Here is a 17,112-nt window from a genome sequence, read left to right as displayed (position 1 = left end):
ATGAGGAGCCGGCTCGCATGGTCCTCTTTTACGTCAGCGAGCCTGATGCTCCCTTTGCGGAGCCCGTCGGCTGACCGGACTGGACCCTCGAGGCGACGGGTGCGGGCGGTCGTCCGGGCTCGACGGGCCGGGGAGCGAGGCCAAGGGCGCGCAGCGCGTTCAGGATGACCGCCACGTCGATCGCTTCCTGGAGAAGGGCGCCCTGCACGGGGGTGAGGTAGCCGAGCGCCGCCGCGATCATGCCGACGAGCGACAGGCCGATGCCGGCATAGACGCTCTGCAGGGCGATGCGCCGCGCGCCTTGGGCGATCTCGATGCCGGGCAGGAGCCGGTCGAGCCGGTCGACGAGCAGGACGGCGTCCGCCGCCTCGGCGGAAGCCGCGGCGCCGCGCGCACCCATCGCCACGCCGACGTCGGCGGCGGCGAGGGCCGGGGCGTCGTTGACGCCGTCGCCCACCATCATCACCGGCCCGTATTTGCGCTCGGAGAGCACCACCATGATCTTCTCGTCGGGCGTAAGCTCGGCGCGGACCGAGTTGAAGTCGAGATCCGACGTCACGGCCGCGGCTATGTCGCGCCGGTCGCCCGTCGCCAGCACCACGCGCTGAAGGCCCGCGCGCCGAAGCCCGGCGAGGAAGGCCGCCGTTCCTTCCCGCAGCTCGTCGGCCAGAAGGATCTCGCCGGCGAGCGCGCCATCCACGGCAACGGCAACCGAAACCGCACCAGCCGGCTCTCCCGGGGCAGCTTCGTTGCTCGCTGTCCTGCCCAGCCTGCGGTCGACGAAGTGCCGGCCTCCGACGATCACGGCGTGCCCGTCGACGATCCCCTCGACGCCGTCGCCCGGCGTCTCGACCGTCTGAGCCGGCACCGAAAGCCTCAAGCCCCGGCGACGCGCCTCCTCGACGATCGTCTGCGCGATCGTGTGTTTCGATGCCTGGTCGAGGGACGCCGCGAGCCGCAGGATCTCATCCTCGACCAGGCCGCTGCGGGACCGGATCGAAACGATCCTCGGCCGCCCCTCCGTGAGCGTCCCGGTCTTGTCGACGACGATCGACGCGATGCGCGCCATAACCTCGAGCGGCTTCGCGCCCTTGATGAGGATCCCTTCCCGGGCCGCGCGCGAGAGGCCGGCGACGAGGGCGACAGGCACGGCGAGGATGAGCGGGCAGGGCGTCGCCACGACGAGGACGGCGACGGCGCGGATCGGGTCGCCGGTCAGGTACCAGGCGGCGCCTGCCAGGCACACGGTGACGGCGAGAAAAGCGATGGCGTAGCGGTCGGCCAGCCGCGCCATCGGCGCCCGCGAGCGCTGGGCCTCCTCGACGAGCCGGACGATGCCGGCATAGGTGCTTTCCGCCGCCCGGCGCTCGGCGACGAGGTCGAAGGCGTCGCCCGCATTCGTCGCGCCGCTCATCACCGGATCTCCCGGCATCAGCCGGACCGGCATCGATTCCCCCGTCAGGGCCGACTGGTCGAGCACCGCCCGGCCGCCCTCGACGGTCCCGTCGACCGGCACGACGTCGCCCCGCCTGACGAGCAGCCGGTCGCCGGGAGCGATCTCGTCGAGCGGAACCTCCTCCAGCCCGCCGTTCCGGTGGCGCATGGCGCTGCGGGGCACGCGCGACAGGAGGTCCGTCATCTCGCGGCGCGCCCGCCTCTCGGCGAACGCCTCGAGATACTGGCCGCCGGAATACATCAGCGCGACGACGAGTGCGGCGAGATGCTCTCCGAAGACGAGGGCCGCGCTCATCGAGAGGGCGGCCACGATGTCGAGGCCGAGGTCGCCCTTGCGCAGGCTCGTCACGATCTCGGCGAGCAGCACGGCGAGCACGGGCAGTGTGCCGGCGATCCAGATCCCGTCTCGCCAGCCGTCCGCGCCCATGGCTGCCGCCGCGAAGCCCGCGACGAGCGCCACCGCCGGGATGGCCACCAGACCGGGCCGCGCGAGGTGATGGAGGTTCGGAAGCGGCATTTCTTCTCCCGGGTCCGCGACCGCTGCGATTTGTCTCCGAGACACAGACATGCGAGACTCTCCAGCCTCTCAATGCGCCGGGACCCGCGCGCGGTCGTTGCGTTTCGTCAACGCGGGCGGCACGGGAGCCGAGGCAGGAGCGCCTTCGTTTCCCCGGGCGGTGCCCTCGTGCGGATCCGCGGGCGACGGCAGGGCGGCAGCGCAGTCGGACAGGACCGGCTCAGCGCCGGTGGACATATGCTCGATGAAGCACAGCGCCGTCGGCGTCGTGGAAGCGGATCTCCATCCGCTCGCCGATCAAGATCGAGGCGAAGCCCAGTCGGGCCGCCAGGAAGTGCCCGTCTCGGGACGTCGGAACCGGGCGAGCTTCCGAGCCGCTGCCGCAGGTCACATAGTTCACGCCGTCCCGTTCGATGCGCTCGAGGTGGTGATCGTGGCCATTGATGTATGCCTGTACGCGGTACCGCACGAGCAGCGGCTCGAGGATCTTCTGCAGCGTCGCCTCGCCCCCATGGAAGCCGCCGGAGTGGAGCGGGTGGTGCCCGACGACGACCTTCCAGTTCGCAGGGCTGGTTTTCAGGCCCTCTTCCAGCCATCGCACCTGTTCGCGCAGAGTCTGGGGGTAGCGCACCCATTTCTGGAACTCGTTCAGCCTCACGAGGGCGTTCGTGTCGAGGAAGAACAACTCGAGTGCGGCGCCCTGCGGCGTCGTCGCCGTATGACGATAGTAGCGGGCGGGCATCCGCCACCTGCGGCTCGACGCGGAGTAAAGGATTTCGGCCTCCGGATTGCCCTTATGGTCATGGTTGCCGAGCACGGGATACCAGGGGCAGCCGAGGGCTGCGGCGTCGAACATGTCCTCGAACATTTCCCTCCACAAAGGGTCGTCCGTGTCGCGCACGCCGCCGGGATAGAAATTGTCTCCGACGCTCACCACGAAGGCCGGCGCCAGTTTCTCCGCCGTTCGCGCCATTCCGCGGGCGACCCTGCGCAGGTCGGACGCGTGCGCGGGATCTCCCCAGTCGCCGATCACGAGGAAGACGAGCGCATCGTCGCCTGCCGCCGCCGGAACGGCCCGCAGGAGCGGCGCCGCAAGTGCGGTCGCGGCGAGCGCCAGCAAGCTGCGGCGGGTGAATGTCGTCGTCGTCCAACTGCCTTCCCGGCCGCTCCGATGCACGGAGCGGCCGGCCCGGGGCTCAGGCGACATCCGAGGCTCCCGGCGCCCGCTTGCGACCGATCACCATCGCACGCGCGAGGTTCTCGCGGTGGCGCAGGCTTGCCAGGACGACGCCGCCGATGTGCAGGAGAACGAGCCCCAGCATGACATTCGCCAGAACCTCGTGCGTCTCCTCGACCCACTCGATGCCCCAGAAGGCGTCGAGCGTGCTCATCCAGCCCGTCAGGGCCGTGCCCGCGAGACCCACGATCAGGGCGACGATCATCAGACCGCCGGCGGGGTTGTGGCCGATGTAGCGGGGCTCCCGTCCGCGGGCCACGTCGCTCAGATAGCGGGTGACGGTCGCCGGCGAGCGGACGAAGTTGCCGAAGCGCGCGTAGGTCGGGCCCACGAGCCCCCAGACGACGCGGAAGGCAATCAGGGCGCCTGCCGCGTAGCCGGCCCATTCGTGCAGGTCTCCCCAGTCCTCCGCCGTCAGCCACGCCACCGCGAAGCTGACGGCGAGGGACCAGTGGAAGAGCCGAACGAGCGGGTCCCAGACCTTGATGCTCGGCTCGCGCATGTCAGTCCTCGTCCCGCTCGACGACTATCTCGAAGGTCTTGGGGTCGAAATAGGCCTCCATGCGGCGGCCGTCCTTGTCGAACCCGTAGACCTCGTAGCAGCCGTCGTCGGTCTTGATGCGGCGGACCTTCCAACCCTCCTGCTCGAGCTTCTGCTGCAGTGCCTCGCGCGGCTGCCAGTCCGACATCGGGGCGTTGCAGCGCTCCTCGCTCGCCATTGCCGTGCCGGCGCCGATCGTGCCGAGGACGAGAGTCGTGATCATCAGGGTACGTGTCATCGCAGGTATCTCCCGTGTTCGAGTTGCGATGGGGCAAATCTTTCGCCGGCACCTGACGCTATCCTGACCCTCGGGCTTCATGGCCGTCAGGCTGGCGTCAGATTGACTCGGCAATGACGGCGGGTCCGGAGGGGAAGGTTAGCGACCGCACATGCGCATCCTGCTGGTGGAAGACGACGAGGCGCTGGGGGAGGCGGTGCGCGATCAAGGCGTCGCCGACGGCAATGCGGTCGATTGGGTGCAGCGGGTCGCCGATGCGGAGGAGAGCCTGCGGGCCGTCCCTTACGACCTCGTCCTGCTCGACCTCATGCTGCCCGACGGGCGCGGCCTCGATCTCCTGAAGTCGCGGCGGGCGGCCGGAGACGTGACGCCCGTCATCATTCTCACCGCGCGGGACCGGATCTCGGACCGGATCGAGGGGCTGAACGCGGGCGCGGACGATTATCTCGTGAAGCCGTTCGACCTGAGCGAGCTGTCCGCACGCGTTTTAGCCGTCTCCCGGCGCTACAGCGGCAACCCGAACCCTCTCGTCCGACATGGTGAGATCGAGGTCGACCTGGCGGGACGCCAAGTCTACCGCGAAGGCCTGCCAATCGACCTGACCGCGAGGGAATGGGCCCTCTTCGAGGCTCTCCTGCAGCGGCCGGGCATGATCCTGTCGAAGCGCCAGCTCGAGGATCGCCTCTACGCCTTCGGCGACGAGGTGGAGAGCAACACGATCGAGGCGCATGTGAGCCGGCTGCGCAAGAAGCTCGGTCGCGACGCGGTCGAGACGGTGCGCGGTGTCGGTTACAGGCTCGGCCGGGCATGAGGAGAGCGGTCAGCCTGCAGCGTCGCCTGGGTCTCGGCCTCGCGCTCGGCGTGAGCGCGCTCTGGCTCGCCGCCATGCTGGCCGCGGGTCTCGTCATCCGCCACGAGTTCGACGAGGCCTTCGACAGCGCGCTGCAGGAGATCGCCCAGCGCCTCCTGCCGCTTGCCGCGATCGACATCATGGGTCGCGAGAACCAGCTGGCGGAGGCGCTCGTGGCGCCGCTCGCCGAGCACGAAGAGTTCCTGACCTATCTCGTGCGCGACGAGGAGGGTCGGATTCTCCTGCGCTCGCACGGCGCGGATCCGGAGCTCTTCCCGGAAACGCCTTCACCCGGCTTCCACGAGACGGCGACGCACCGCCTCTATGGCGAGAGCGCCATCAGCGGGACGATCACGATCGAGGTGGCCGAACCGCTCGAGCATCGCCGCGAGGCGACGTGGGAGGCGGTGAGCGCCCTGCTCGTGCCGCTGGTGGTCCTGGTGCCACTGAGCCTTCTTGGAGCCTTGTGGCTCGTCCGTGCCTCGCTTCGTCCGCTGCGCAGCTTCACCGGCGAAATCGAGAACCGGGGTGCAGCCGACCTCTCGCCGGTTCCGGTCGAGGGCGTGCCGGCCGAGATCGCGCCCGTCGCGGAGGCCGTCAACCGCCTCATCAACCGGCTGCGCAGGGTCCTGGAGGCGGAGCGCAGCTTCTCAGCCAACAGCGCCCACGAGTTGAGGACACCGGTGGCCGCGGCGCTCGCCCAGACGCAACGCCTGATCGCAGAGGCTCCCGAGGGGCCGCTGCGCCAGCGGGCGGCCCGGATCGAGGCACAGCTTCACCGGCTCGCCCGGCTCTCCGAGAAGCTGATGCAGCTCGCGCGCGCGGAAGGTGGAGGGCTCGTCTCGGAGGTCCCGCACGATCTCGTGCCTGTCCTTGCACATCTGGTGGAGGAGATGGAGGGCACGCCTGACGGAAGAGGTCGCATCCGTCTCTCTCCGCCGTCACAAGGGGGGCTCCTCTCCCATCTCGATCCCGACGCCTTCGCGATCCTGATGCGCAACCTCATGGAGAATGCTCTGCGGCATGGCAAGCCGGGTGGCCGGGCCGAGGTTGGCGTGTCGGACCGGGCGGTGCGCGTCGCGAACGAGGGCGCGGTGGTCTCGCCCGAAACCATAGCAGCCATCAAGGGCCGCTTCGCGCGCGGGACCACCGCAGCGACGGGCAGTGGCCTAGGCCTCGCGATTGCGGATGCCATCGCCGCCGGCTCCGGCGGCTCGCTCGAACTCAGATCCCCCGCGTCCGGCATGGCGGATGGGTTCGAGGCCATTTTTCGTCTGCCTGACGGCGCTGCAGAACGGCAAAACGAGGAAGTCGGCGCATGAAGCTGCAGTGTGAGGCGAGGATCGGCCGGACCCGGAGGCTGACGCTCGGATCTCTCCGGGCTGCCAGCCTCGTACTACTCCTGATTGGCGGGTATGCGATCTACTCCTGGGGCGTGGGAAACTTCCACACGGTGGAGGCAGGGCGGCTCTACCGTTCAGCGCAGCCGACGCCGGAGCGATTGGCCCGGTGGAAGAGGCAGTACGGGATCGCCACGGTAATAAACCTGCGCGGGGCCCATCCCGGCACCGCCTGGTATGATGCAGAGAGACGTGCGGCGGCGGATCTCGGCATGAGGCTCGTCGACTACCCGATTTCGGCGAAGCACCAGCTCAGCCCGAAGCAGGTGAACGAGATTCTCGACATCCTGAGGTCGCTCGACGGGCCGACGCTCGTCCACTGCATGAGCGGCGTCGACAGGAGCGGCATCGTCTCCGCCTTCTACCTGGCCGACGTTGCCAAGGCCGGAGAGGTGACCGCGGAACTGCAGCTCTCGCCGTTCTACGGCCACATCCCGCTGCCGTTTTCGCCGTTCTACGCGATGGACCTGTCGTTCGAGGCAGTCGAGCCCCTGTTCGGGTATGTCGGATCGTGACGGCGAAGCCTTCGCCGATCATGAGAAGTTGCAAGGGAGGCTGAAGAACCGATGGTTCCACGACTTTCGCTGCCGGGATTCACGAACAGGCGCTCGTTCGACGATCTGAGCGAGCGGGAAATCCTGGCGCTCGCGATCTCCTCGGAAGAGGAGGACGGCAGGATCTACGCCGCCTATGCCGCCAGGCTGCGGGAGGAGTATCCCTCTTCTGCGGCGGTGTTCGACGGGATGGCGGAAGAGGAGGACCAGCATCGGCGCGCGCTGATCGAACTCCACCGCCGCCGCTTCGGCGAGACGATCGTGCCGATCCGGCGCGAGCATGTCCGCGACTTCTACACGCGCCGCCCGGTCTGGCTCGTCGAGAACCTGGCCCTCGAACGCATCCGCCAGGAAGCCTTCGACATGGAGCGGGAGGCGCAGGGCTTCTACGCGAAGGCCGCCTCGCGCGCGACGGACGCCGAGACGCGGCGCCTTCTGGGCGACCTCGCCGCGGCCGAGGGCAAGCACGAGGCAAGGGCGGGCGACCTGACGGAGCGCCATCTCGGGGAAGAGGAGCGGACGGTCGAGGACCAGGCCGCGCGACGCCAGTTTATCCTGACCTGGGTGCAGCCCGGCCTCGCCGGCCTGATGGACGGCTCCGTCTCGACGCTCGCCCCGATCTTCGCGACCGCCTTCGCGACGCAGGATCCCTGGACGACCTTCCTCGTCGGCCTCTCCGCCTCCGTCGGCGCCGGCATCTCGATGGGCTTCACGGAGGCCGCCCACGACGACGGCAAGCTCTCGGGCCGTGGCTCCCCCTGGAAGCGCGGCCTCGCCTCGGGCGTCATGACGACGCTCGGCGGGCTCGGCCACGCGCTGCCCTACCTGATACCCGACTTCTGGACCGCGACCATCATCGCGCTGATCGTCGTCTTCCTCGAGCTCTGGGCGATCGTCTGGATCCAGAACCGCTTCATGGAGACGCCCTTCCTCCGGGCCACCTTCCAGGTGGTCCTCGGCGGCTCGCTCGTGCTCGCCGCCGGCATCCTGATCGGAAGCGGGTGACGGCGCGGCGTCCCGGCTTCCGAGGCGACGAGGCGCGCGAAGGGGGGAGCTTGCGGGTCTTCGACATATAGGATACTCCCCTATGCCATGAGCCACCTGAAGAACGACAAGGCGAAGCTGATCGCCCGCGTCCGTCGCATGCGGGGGCAGATGGAGGCGATCGAGCGCGAGCTCGAGAACGACGCATCCTGCAGCGAGGTCCTGCAGCTCGTCGCCTCGGTTCGCGGGGCCATGAACGGCCTGACCATCGAACTCGTCGAGGAGCATATCCGCCACCACGTCGTCGATCCCGACCGCGAGCCCGACGAGGACAGGGCGGAGGGCGCGCGCGACCTCATTGCCGTCGTCCGCACCTACATGAAGTGAGAGTCCGAAATGTCGCAGATGAACGAGACGGAGTCCGGCCACAGCCACGTCTTCCTGGGCGCGGACCACGCGCGCAACGAGCGCCGCGTCTGGCTCGTCATCGCGCTCACCGCCGCGACCATGGTGGTCGAGATCGTCGCCGGCACGATCTACGGCTCGATGGCGCTCGTCGCCGACGGCTTCCACATGTCGACCCATGCGGCCGCCATGCTCATCGCCGCGGGCGCCTACCACTTCGCCCGGCGCCACGCCCACGATCGCCGCTTCACCTTCGGCACGGGCAAGCTCGGCGATCTCGCCGGCTTCGCCAGCGCCATCGTGCTCGCCCTCGTCGCGCTCTTCATCGCCTACGAGAGCTTCATGCGCTTCCTGGCGCCGGTGCCGATCTCGTTCTCGCAGGCGATCGCGGTCGCCGTCCTCGGCCTCGTCGTGAACCTCGTCAGCGCATGGCTCCTGCGCGACGATCATCATCACCATCATCACCACGGGCATGCCCATCATCACGGCCATGCCCATGATCATGGGCACGGGCATCACGACCTCCATGAGGATCACGACCACGCGCATCCCGACGGCCACCACGGCCATGGCCACGGCGCGGCCCGGAAGGGCCACGACCACAATCTCCGCGCGGCCTATCTGCACGTGCTGGCGGACGCGCTCACCTCGGTGCTGGCCATCGTGGCGCTCACCTTCGGCAGCCTCTACGGCGCGATCTGGCTCGACCCGGCGATGGGCATCGTCGGCGCGCTCATCATCGCCCGCTGGTCCTGGGGTCTCGTCCGCGACACCGGCGCGGTGCTGCTCGACTACGTGCCCGAAGACGAGAGCCTGCCGCGCCGGATCCGCGAGGCGATCGAGGCGGAGGGCGACCGCGTGGCGGACCTCCACGTCTGGCAGGTCGGGCCGGGGCACCGGGCGGCGATCGTCTCCGTCGTGACGGAGGACCCCAAGCACGTCGCCCACTATCGCGCCAGGCTCGAGCATATCGACGAGCTGTCGCACCTGACGATCGAGGTCGAGGAGTGGAAGGCGGCGTGAGCGCCTGCTCACGCATGTTCCGCCTGCGACGACCACGGACAGGGCTTGGGGACTCGCGTGAGGGAGGCGAGCAGGCTCTCGCTCGCCGGCATCGCGGTGGCCGCGAACACATGGTCCTGCCGTTCGACTACGCACGGTTTCCCGCGGCTGCCCGGGCCCGAAATCTCCTGGTGCAGCTGCCGCCGGCGACTCTTGCGGCCCAGCTGGCGGACGAATACGTGTTCGCGGAGATCAACGAGGCGCTGACGCTGTCGCTGGCGGTCGAGAACGAGGCGCGCGTCGCCGCCATGACGGAGGCCCGCAGCAACGTCGAGAGCATGCTCGATCGGCTCGCGATCCGACGAGGGCAACTGCGCCAGTAGCAGATCACGGAGGAGATTCTCGAGGTTGCCGCGCATCATGGTCGAGCGTGATAGTAGGGCGGGAACGCACGGTCGCACCGTGGGTGCCGAATTTCCACCAATCGGGCACGAGCGGCATGACGGCGACTCTCAACGGCGTCCTGAACTCCGCGTGCTCGATGGTTGGTGGATCGAGGCGTGCTTCGAAGGCGTCACGGGCTGGGGCATCGGCGGGAGCGCAGCATCGCGCCGGACAACCACGCCGAAAGAGATCTACGATAAGCTTGAGCGGACGATCCTGCCGCTCTTCTACGACGATCCATCCGGCTGGCCAGCGATGATGAAGCAGTCGATCGGCACGGGCGCCTACTACTTCAAAAGCCAGCGTCCGCGTTGATAGAAATCATTTCTTCGGGGAAAGCCGTTGAATGGCGTGGCAGCCGTCAACGGGTCGCGCTCAAGAGCACCAGAACGGACCGAGGCTTCAAGCAAAGCTCGCCCAGCGGTAACGGCGCCTCGGGCAGATCCCCGGGTGGAGACGCAGCCGTATCTACGGCGAGCTTCCAGCCGAGGTCTGGCGCCTGCAAGTGGAAGGTCACTTCGGATTTGCTTCCGTTGATCATGACGTAGAGGTCGCAGTCCCCCTCGCTCTCGCCGCGCAGCCAGTAGGCGAGGAGGGCGCAGCCGAAGTCGACGGGGCCGGTCGCCCCGAACCAGCTCACGTCGTCGCGCCAGAAGCGGCTCCGGCCGATGCTCGGGTGTGCCTTGCGGAAGGCGATCATGCCGCGCGTGAAGCGGTGGATCTCGGCGTGGCGGTCGAGCCGGTCCCAGTCGAGCCACGTCGTCTCGTTGTCCTGGTTGTAGGGGTTGTTGTTGCCGCCCTGCGAGTTGAGGAACTCGTCGCCCGCCACGAGCATCGGCGTGCCGTTCGAAAGCATCAGGAGCGCGACGAGGTTCTTGGCCTGGCGCCGGCGCAGCGCGAGAACCTCTTCGGGAGCTCCGTCCTCGCCTTCCCACCCGTGATTCCAGGACCAGTTGGCGTCGGTGCCGTCGGCGTCGGCGTGCCCGTTCGCCACGTTGTGCTTGCGGTCATAGGAGAGGAGGTCGTTCAGGCTGAACCCGTCATGCGAGGTGACGAAGTTCAAGCTCTGATAGGGATGCAACGCGTCCTCGCGGGTGTCGGGAAAGAGGTCCGCGCTGCCGTAGAGGCGGGACATGAGATTGGCGACCTGGCCGGCATCGCCTCGGACGAAGCGGCGCAGGTCGTCGCGGTACCTGCCGTTCCACTGAAGCCAGGTCGTGCCCGGGAAGGTGCGGCCGAGCTGGTAGCTGGACATGTCCCAGGCCTCTGCGATCAGCCGGCACTTCGAGAGGACGGGGTCGGACTGGATCGCCGCGATCACCGGCGGCGCCTCGAGATCCACCGAGCCGTCCGGGCGCCTCGTGAACAGCGAGGCGAGATCGAAGCGGAACCCGTCGACCCGCATCTCGCTCGCCCAGTAGCGCAGGCTGTCGAGAATGAGCGCACTGACATAACGATTGCCGGAGTTGATGACGTTCCCGGTGCCGCTGTCGTTGCGATAGCGAGTCAGGTGGCCCTTCATGAGGTAGTAGGTGGGATTGTCGATGCCGCGGAAGCTATACGTCGGTCCGCTGTCGCCACCCTCGGCCGTGTGATTGTAAACGACGTCCAGGATCACCTCGATGCCGGCCTCGTGCATGGCCCGGACCATCTGCTTGAATTCGTCGATGTGCTCGCTCGCCTCGTTGTGGACGCCGTAGGCTCCGTGGAGGGCGAAGAAGCTGATGGGCATGTAGCCCCAGTAGTTGCCTTCCTGCGGGTCGAACTGGAAAACCGGCAGGAGCTCGACGACCGTCACGCCGAGATCCTTCAGGTAAGGAATCTTGTCGGTGATCCCGGCAAAGGTGCCGCGCCGGTCGGAGGAGACCCCGGAGCTGGCGCGCTTGGTGAAGCCGCGCACGTGCAGCTCGTAGATGACGGCATCGTGCGTGTGGCGCGGCGATACCGTCTGCCCCCAGTCGAAGGTATCACTGGAAACGCCGACGATCCCGAGCGGTGCCCGGCCGGGATTGGCGCCGGGATGGCATGCCGCAAGCCGACTGAAGCCCGGGGGGAAGTGAACGGCCCTGGCATACGGGTCGAGCAGAAGCTTCTCCGGGTCGAACCGGAAGCCCTTGGTGGGATCGCGCGGTCCGTCAATCTGATAGGCGTAGTAGGGTGCCGCCCGCACGCATTCCTCCGGCACCCGGCAGTGCCAGATGCGGCCGGTCTTGTTGCGCGACCAGACGAGATCGAAGCTGCAGTGGGGATTGGTCCAGTCCTCGGGGGCGAAGAGGACGAGGCGAACCGAGGTGGCGTCTCGCGAGTAGAGCGCGAAGTTGTACTGCCCGTCGGCTGGCAGGTGGGACACGCCGATCGGCGCTGGCGCGCCATCGCGGACCCACCAAGTGGGCACCGTCATCTGCGCCTCAAGAGGGGAACTCGGATTCGAGGACTTCCACGCGGTCGGCATGGAAGGACCAGTCGCCGATCTCCTGCTGTTGGCAGAACCGGCGCTTGCCGATCTCGGCCGCCTCCTTCTCGTTGTTGGCCTCCAGCTCGTACCAGCCCTGGCACACCTCTCGCTGATGCATGTCGTCGCCAACGACATCCTTCAGGAAGCGGACGAGATAGCGTCGCATCGGCTCCTCACTGGTTCCTGCGCCCTATCCGGATGATGCAGTCTGACGAGGCGCGGGACCTCCCGCCTTGATGAGCCTCAAGTTGGCCGGTCGACATGTCTCAGGCCGTGGGACCGGCGAAGGGAGCTGCGGACCGGCGAAGCTCGCGCCGCGCCAGCAGGAGCCCGGGCAGCATCGGCAGCCAGAACGTCAGGCCCCCCAACAGAAGCGTCGCTGTGACGGCCGGCTCAATCGCCATGCCCTGCAGATGGAGGATCTCCGTGCAGGCGGCCTCGAAGGTGCCGAGCCCCAGCGGAACGGGACCGATAGTCGCCGCCGCCGAGCCCATGACGACGGCGACGAAGGCAACCGTGATGTGAGGGGTCTCTCCGATAGCCCGGTAGACGGCCCAGAGTGTGACCGCATCGAGGGCGAAGATCGCCAGTTGCAGGGCGAAAGTTTCCGACAGGAGACGCGGCGACGTCAGAAGATCAGGCCGGGCCTGCCTCGTCATATCGGCCCCCGCGGTGAGGGTCGGAAAACGACGAAGGAAACCAAACGAATGGCTGCGGCCGACGCGAACGAGCAGGAGAACCGAGATCGGGAGCGCCAGCGCAATCAAAGCGAAGATCGTGACGCCATAGGTCAAGGCTGTGTTGACGTATCCCGACCATCGCAGGGTCGAGAAGGCGAGGAGCACGGCTGCAAGATAGGCGGCGTAGAAGGAGATCATGCCGACGAGCAGCGCGGTGAGCGCCACCGTGCCCGCGACGCCTCGGCGGATCAGGCCCCTGTAGACCAGGAGAGTTCCGCTCAAGCCCCCCGTGGGAACGGCCTGGTCGGTGAACACCTTGGCGACCCCGAGTGGCAGCAGGCTGGGGAGGGGCCGGGACATGCCTGCTGTGACCAGAACCCTCTGCCACACGCCGGCGGCACACCCATAGGTCGCGACCTGGGCCACAACCGCCAGGACTAGCCACGAGGGCTGGGCGGCTCTCGCGAGTTCCGCGAACTTCTTCTCGGTGCCTTGTCTTCGTCACCTGCGGGCCTTCCGGACGCGCGGGCGGAAGCCAGGTTGGCCCAGATCGGACCCAACACCACCGCAGACGGGGCGTCTCATCCCGCTCTCGTGCTTCTGCTTCGGCAGTATGCGAGCCCTCTCGTTCTGATCCTTGTCTTCGGGTCCCTGGTCTCGATCGTTCTCCGGGAATGGATCGATGCGGCGATCATTCTCGCGGTCATCGTGGCAAGCACACTGCTGGGCTTCTTCCAGGAATACCGGGCGTCGAAGGCCGTCCTCGAGCTGAGGAGGCAACTGGCCCTCAACGTGCGCGCGCTGCGCGCCGGCGTCGAGCGCAGGATTCCCATGACCACGATCGTTCCCGGCGACGTCGTGGTGCTTGCGGCCGGCGACCTCGTGCCGCCGGATGGCCTGGTCCTCGAGGCGCGTGACTTCCTCGTCACGGAGGCGAGCCTGACGGGTGAGTCCTTTCCCGTCGAGAAGCGCCCCGGGCAGGTGGCTGCCTCGGCTCCGATGTTGCAGCGCACGAATGCCGTCTTCATGGGCTCCTTCGTCCGCAGCGGCACCGCGCATGTCCTCGTCGTCGAGACGGGTCGCCGCACCGTGTTCGGCCACATCGCCGCGAGACTGGAGACACAGCCGCCCGACACCGAATTCGAGCGAGGCATCCGCCGCTTCGGCGGCATGCTGCTCAGGGTGATGATCCTGATCGTCATGTTCGTCCTCGTCGTGAACCAGTGGCTCGACCGGCCCTTCACGGACTCGCTCCTATTCGCGGTAGCGCTCGCAGTGGGGCTGTCGCCCGAGCTTCTTCCCGCGATCATCAGCGTCACCCTCTCGACCGGCGCCCGGCACATGGCGGGCCGGGGCGTGCTCGTGCGGCGCCTTCAGGCGATCGAGAACCTCGGGAGCATCGACGTCCTGTGCACCGACAAGACGGGGACCCTGACCGAGGGCACGATCCGGTTCGAGGACGCGCTCGATCCCGAGGGTCGGAGCTCCCGCCGTCTTCGGCAGCTCGCCTATCTGAACGCCGCCTTCGAAACCGGCATCGAGAACCCGCTCGACGCTGCGATCCTGGAGATGGGGCGGGAGCAGGGGCTTGGCCTCGCGGGGGCGGTGAAGGTCGACGAAATCCCTTACGACTTCCTCCGCCGGCGCCTGACGATCGTCGTAAAGCCGGCCCCCCGGGACGACACGCACCAGATCATCTCGAAGGGCGCCTTCGAGAACGTGCTTGCGACCTGCACACGCATCGAGACAGGAGAGGAGGAACTACCCCTCGACGAGGCGGCACGGGAGCGTCTGCGGTCTCAATTCCGGCAAAGGAGCGAGGCCGGCTCGCGCGTCCTCGCTCTGGCGACCCGTCGCTGCGCCGCCAAGGCACGGTACGACCAGCACGACGAGAACGACCTCGCCTTCGCCGGGCTGCTCGTCTTTCGCGATCCGGCCAAGGCGGATGCCGGCTCGACGATACGAGACCTCGCGGCCCTCGGCATCGCCACGAAGATCGTCAGCGGCGACAACCGCTTCGTCACCGCCCACCTCGCCGGTCTGGTCGGACTCGATCCGGCCGCGATGCTCACCGGAGAGGACCTCGACGCCATGAAGGACGAGGCGCTGTGGCACCTGGCGCCGCGGACGGATCTGTTCATCGAAATAGACCCGCAGCAGAAGGAGAGGATCGTTCGGGCCCTGCAGAGGACGGGGCACGCCGTGGGCTACCTCGGCGACGGCATCAACGATGCGCCGGCCCTGCATGCGGCGGATGTCGGTATCTCGGTGGAAGGTGCCGTCGACGTCGCCCGGGAGACGGCCGACGTCGTTCTCCTCGAGCGGGATCTCGGGGTCCTGCGGCAGGGCGTCGAGGACGGCCGCAGGACGTTCGCGAACACGCTGAAATACATCCAGATCACCACGAGCGCGAATTTCGGAAATATGGTCAGCATGGCGCTGGCGACGCCGCTCCTGCCGCTCCTGCCAAAGCAGATCCTCCTGAACAACTTTCTCTCCGACCTGCCGTCGCTGGCGATTTCCACCGACAACGTCGATCGGGAGACGGTCATGCGGCCGCAGCGATGGAGCATCCGCGAGGTCCAGCGGTTCATGGTCGTCTTCGGCCTGATCAGCTCGCTGATGGACCTGATCACCTTTGGTGTCCTGATCGCCTTGCTGCACGCGGGCGAGGTGGAGTTCCAGACGACATGGTTCGTCGTCTCGCTCCTGACCGAGCTCGTCGTGGTGCTGGTGCTGCGAACCCGCCGTCGCGCCTGGCGGAGCCGGCCGAGCAGGCTCCTGCTCTGGTCGACGGCGGTCGTTTCAGGATTATGCCTTTCGCTTCCGTTCGCCGGCCCCCTCGCGGACCTGTTCGGCTTCGCCACGCTGCCGTGGAGCCTCGTGGTGTTCTCTCTGGCGATCCTGGCAGCCTACATCGTCGTGACGGAGGTGGCGAAGGCCTGCTTCTATCGATCGGCGAACCTTCAGCCAGTTTCATCTCATCGTCGACGGCACGATGGAAGTTAACCGGAAGTACAAAATCTGCGACAGGATCGAGGCCCCCTGACCTTCCCCCCGCATCAGGGCCGCAGGAAGCTGGAATCTTCCGGTTGATGGAACGCCGGCACGGCCGGCGCGGTGATCGTCAAGAACTCCCTTGGTGACCTGTAGCCGAGCGCCGAGTGCGGGCGCACGGTGTTGTAGTGACGACGCCAGGCCGCGATCTCCTCGCGGGCGTGGCGCAACGAGCGGAACCAGTGAAGGTTGAGGCATTCGTCTCTGAGCTTGCCGTTGAACGACTCCACGAAGGCGTTCTGCACAGGCTTGCCGGGCTCGATGAACCGCAGCCTCACGCCGGTCCGCTCCGACCAGTCGAACATCGCCCGGCTGGTGCCCTCGGGGCCGTTGTCGAGGACGATCTCCTCGGGCAGGCCGTGAAGCTCGGCGATCTCGTCGAGATGCCGGGCGAGGCGTGCGCCGAAGATCGACAGGTCGACGATCTGCCCAGGGCAGAAGCGGCTGTGGTCGTCGACGATGTTGAGGATCCGGAAGCGGCGATAGTCGGCGAGCTGATCGGTCATGAAGTCGAGCGACCAGCGCTGCATCGGGCGCTCCGGAACCTGCGGCGCGACCCGATCTCGCCGGGGCAGCTTGCGTCGCTTCTTGGTCCTCACCTGAAGCCCCTCTGCCCTGTAGAGCCGCCAGGTCCGCTTGTGGTTCGTGACGAAGCCCTCCCGCCGCAGCATGGCGTGCAGCCGCGGGCATCCGTAGCGACGGTTCTCCGACGCCAGCGTCCGCAGCCGGGCGACGAGCTCCGCATCGTTGCGCGGGACCGGATGATACTGCTGCACCGAGCGCGCCAGACCGACGATCCGGCAGCTCCGGCGCTCGCTCAGGCCCATCTCGGCCATCAGGAAGCCCACGGCTTTGCGCTTCGCCATGGGCTCACCAATGTTTTTGCAGCAGTTCTTTCATCGCCGTCATGTCGAGCATCTGGTCGGCGACAATCCGCTTGAGCTTGGCGTTCTCCATCTCGAGCTCGCGGAGCCGCTTGGCGTCAGAAGCCTCCATGCCGCCGAACTTCTTCCGCCAGGCGTAGAAGGTAGCCGAACTGATGCCGTGACGCCGGCAGAGCTCGTCGACCCGTGCTCCCACCTCGTTCTCCTTCAGGATCGTGATGACCTGCTCGTCGCTGAACCGGCTGCGCTTCATGAGACCGTCCTCCTTCAGACATTCAAAGGTGGAAAATCCCAGCTCGCAATCGCCCGGATCTCGGGGGCAAGGTCAACCACCACCAGATAGTCGTAGTGCGCGGGGTCCGGATAGCGGGTCATGCAGGAGACGCTTGCGCCGCAGCTCGAACGGGCT

At 67.5% G+C, this 17,112-nt stretch carries 16 protein-coding genes and 1 pseudogene; 9 read left to right on the top strand and 8 right to left on the bottom strand.

Going from position 1 to position 17,112, the window contains the following annotated elements; translation table 11 throughout:
- Positions 1-28: 28 nt before the first annotated feature.
- The 4 genes from N177_RS13230 to N177_RS13215 form a co-directional block, all read right to left on the bottom strand.
- Complete coding sequence (locus tag N177_RS13230; protein ID WP_023432864.1) at positions 29-1,972, bottom strand: heavy metal translocating P-type ATPase; 1,944 nt, start codon at positions 1,970-1,972, stop codon at positions 29-31.
- 220 nt (positions 1,973-2,192) lie between these two features.
- Positions 2,193-3,179: a purple acid phosphatase family protein gene (locus tag N177_RS13225; RefSeq protein WP_081718533.1), complete on the bottom strand. Its 987-nt coding sequence runs from the start codon at positions 3,177-3,179 to the stop codon at positions 2,193-2,195.
- On the bottom strand, positions 3,169-3,711 hold the full coding sequence (locus N177_RS13220) for a cytochrome b/b6 domain-containing protein (protein ID WP_023432862.1): 543 nt from the start codon (positions 3,709-3,711) through the stop codon (positions 3,169-3,171). The genes N177_RS13225 and N177_RS13220 overlap by 11 nt, the downstream gene beginning before the upstream one ends.
- A 1-nt stretch (position 3,712) precedes the next feature.
- A complete protein-coding gene (locus tag N177_RS13215; RefSeq protein WP_040485787.1) occupies positions 3,713-3,988 on the bottom strand; it encodes a PepSY domain-containing protein in 276 nt (91 codons plus the stop codon).
- Positions 3,989-4,139: 151 nt separating this feature from the next.
- On the opposite strand from N177_RS13215, the gene N177_RS13210 reads away from it, so the two are divergent.
- The 8 genes from N177_RS13210 (at position 4,140) to N177_RS21405 (ending at position 9,942) form a co-directional block, all read left to right on the top strand.
- Positions 4,140-4,799, top strand: coding sequence for a response regulator (locus N177_RS13210; protein WP_023432860.1), 660 nt, complete (start codon positions 4,140-4,142; stop codon positions 4,797-4,799).
- Positions 4,796-6,160 carry an ATP-binding protein gene (locus N177_RS13205; protein ID WP_023432859.1) on the top strand — a complete coding sequence of 455 codons (1,365 nt, stop codon included), beginning with the start codon at positions 4,796-4,798 and terminating at the stop codon, positions 6,158-6,160. The genes N177_RS13210 and N177_RS13205 overlap by 4 nt, the downstream gene beginning before the upstream one ends.
- On the top strand, positions 6,157-6,753 hold the full coding sequence (locus tag N177_RS13200; RefSeq protein WP_040485786.1) for a fused DSP-PTPase phosphatase/NAD kinase-like protein: 597 nt from the start codon (positions 6,157-6,159) through the stop codon (positions 6,751-6,753). The genes N177_RS13205 and N177_RS13200 overlap by 4 nt, the downstream gene beginning before the upstream one ends.
- A 51-nt stretch (positions 6,754-6,804) precedes the next feature.
- Positions 6,805-7,797 (top strand): iron exporter MbfA, encoded by a 993-nt coding sequence (gene mbfA / locus N177_RS13195; RefSeq protein ID WP_023432857.1) that lies wholly within the window; start codon positions 6,805-6,807, stop codon positions 7,795-7,797.
- 87 nt (positions 7,798-7,884) lie between these two features.
- The gene (locus N177_RS13190; protein ID WP_023432856.1) at positions 7,885-8,163 is read left to right on the top strand and encodes a metal/formaldehyde-sensitive transcriptional repressor; all 279 of its coding nucleotides are present in this window, start codon (positions 7,885-7,887) and stop codon (positions 8,161-8,163) included.
- Between the two features lie 18 nt (positions 8,164-8,181).
- On the top strand, positions 8,182-9,204 hold the full coding sequence (dmeF, locus tag N177_RS13185; RefSeq protein WP_040485799.1) for a CDF family Co(II)/Ni(II) efflux transporter DmeF: 1,023 nt from the start codon (positions 8,182-8,184) through the stop codon (positions 9,202-9,204).
- 110 nt (positions 9,205-9,314) lie between these two features.
- Positions 9,315-9,566, top strand: coding sequence for a F0F1 ATP synthase subunit gamma (locus N177_RS13180; RefSeq protein ID WP_023432854.1), 252 nt, complete (start codon positions 9,315-9,317; stop codon positions 9,564-9,566).
- Positions 9,567-9,591: 25 nt separating this feature from the next.
- Positions 9,592-9,942, top strand: a complete 351-nt coding sequence (locus N177_RS21405) for a hypothetical protein (protein ID WP_152527920.1) — start codon at positions 9,592-9,594, stop codon at positions 9,940-9,942.
- A gap of 46 nt (positions 9,943-9,988) precedes the next feature.
- On the opposite strand, the gene N177_RS13170 is transcribed toward N177_RS21405, so the two are convergent.
- The 3 genes and pseudogenes from N177_RS13170 to N177_RS13160 form a co-directional block, all read right to left on the bottom strand.
- The gene (locus N177_RS13170; RefSeq protein WP_023432852.1) at positions 9,989-12,028 is read right to left on the bottom strand and encodes a glycogen debranching protein; all 2,040 of its coding nucleotides are present in this window, start codon (positions 12,026-12,028) and stop codon (positions 9,989-9,991) included.
- A 7-nt stretch (positions 12,029-12,035) separates the two neighbouring features.
- Entirely contained in the window at positions 12,036-12,248 is a 213-nt protein-coding gene (locus N177_RS13165; RefSeq protein ID WP_023432851.1) for a hypothetical protein, read from the bottom strand.
- A 100-nt stretch (positions 12,249-12,348) separates the two neighbouring features.
- A pseudogene (locus N177_RS13160) lies at positions 12,349-13,230 on the bottom strand (lysylphosphatidylglycerol synthase transmembrane domain-containing protein); the annotation flags it as partial.
- Between N177_RS13160 and mgtA the strand changes: the two are divergent.
- Positions 13,213-15,771 carry a magnesium-translocating P-type ATPase gene (gene mgtA / locus N177_RS13155; protein WP_051402383.1) on the top strand — a complete coding sequence of 853 codons (2,559 nt, stop codon included), beginning with the start codon at positions 13,213-13,215 and terminating at the stop codon, positions 15,769-15,771. The pseudogene N177_RS13160 and the gene mgtA overlap by 18 nt on opposite strands.
- Positions 15,772-15,824: 53 nt before the next feature.
- On the opposite strand, the gene N177_RS13150 is transcribed toward mgtA, so the two are convergent.
- A protein-coding gene (locus N177_RS13150; RefSeq protein ID WP_152527919.1) for an IS3 family transposase occupies positions 15,825-16,956 on the bottom strand; the annotation gives its coding sequence in 2 pieces (ribosomal slippage) (positions 15,825-16,704 and positions 16,703-16,956; 1,134 coding nt in all).
- Positions 16,957-17,112 lie beyond the last annotated feature (156 nt).

The sequence above is a fragment of the Lutibaculum baratangense AMV1 genome (genome assembly GCF_000496075.1).
Classification (GTDB): domain Bacteria; phylum Pseudomonadota; class Alphaproteobacteria; order Rhizobiales; family Tepidamorphaceae; genus Lutibaculum; species Lutibaculum baratangense.
The sequence above is the reverse complement of the archived record's forward strand: the minus strand, read 5'-3'. Positions and strand labels throughout refer to the sequence as shown.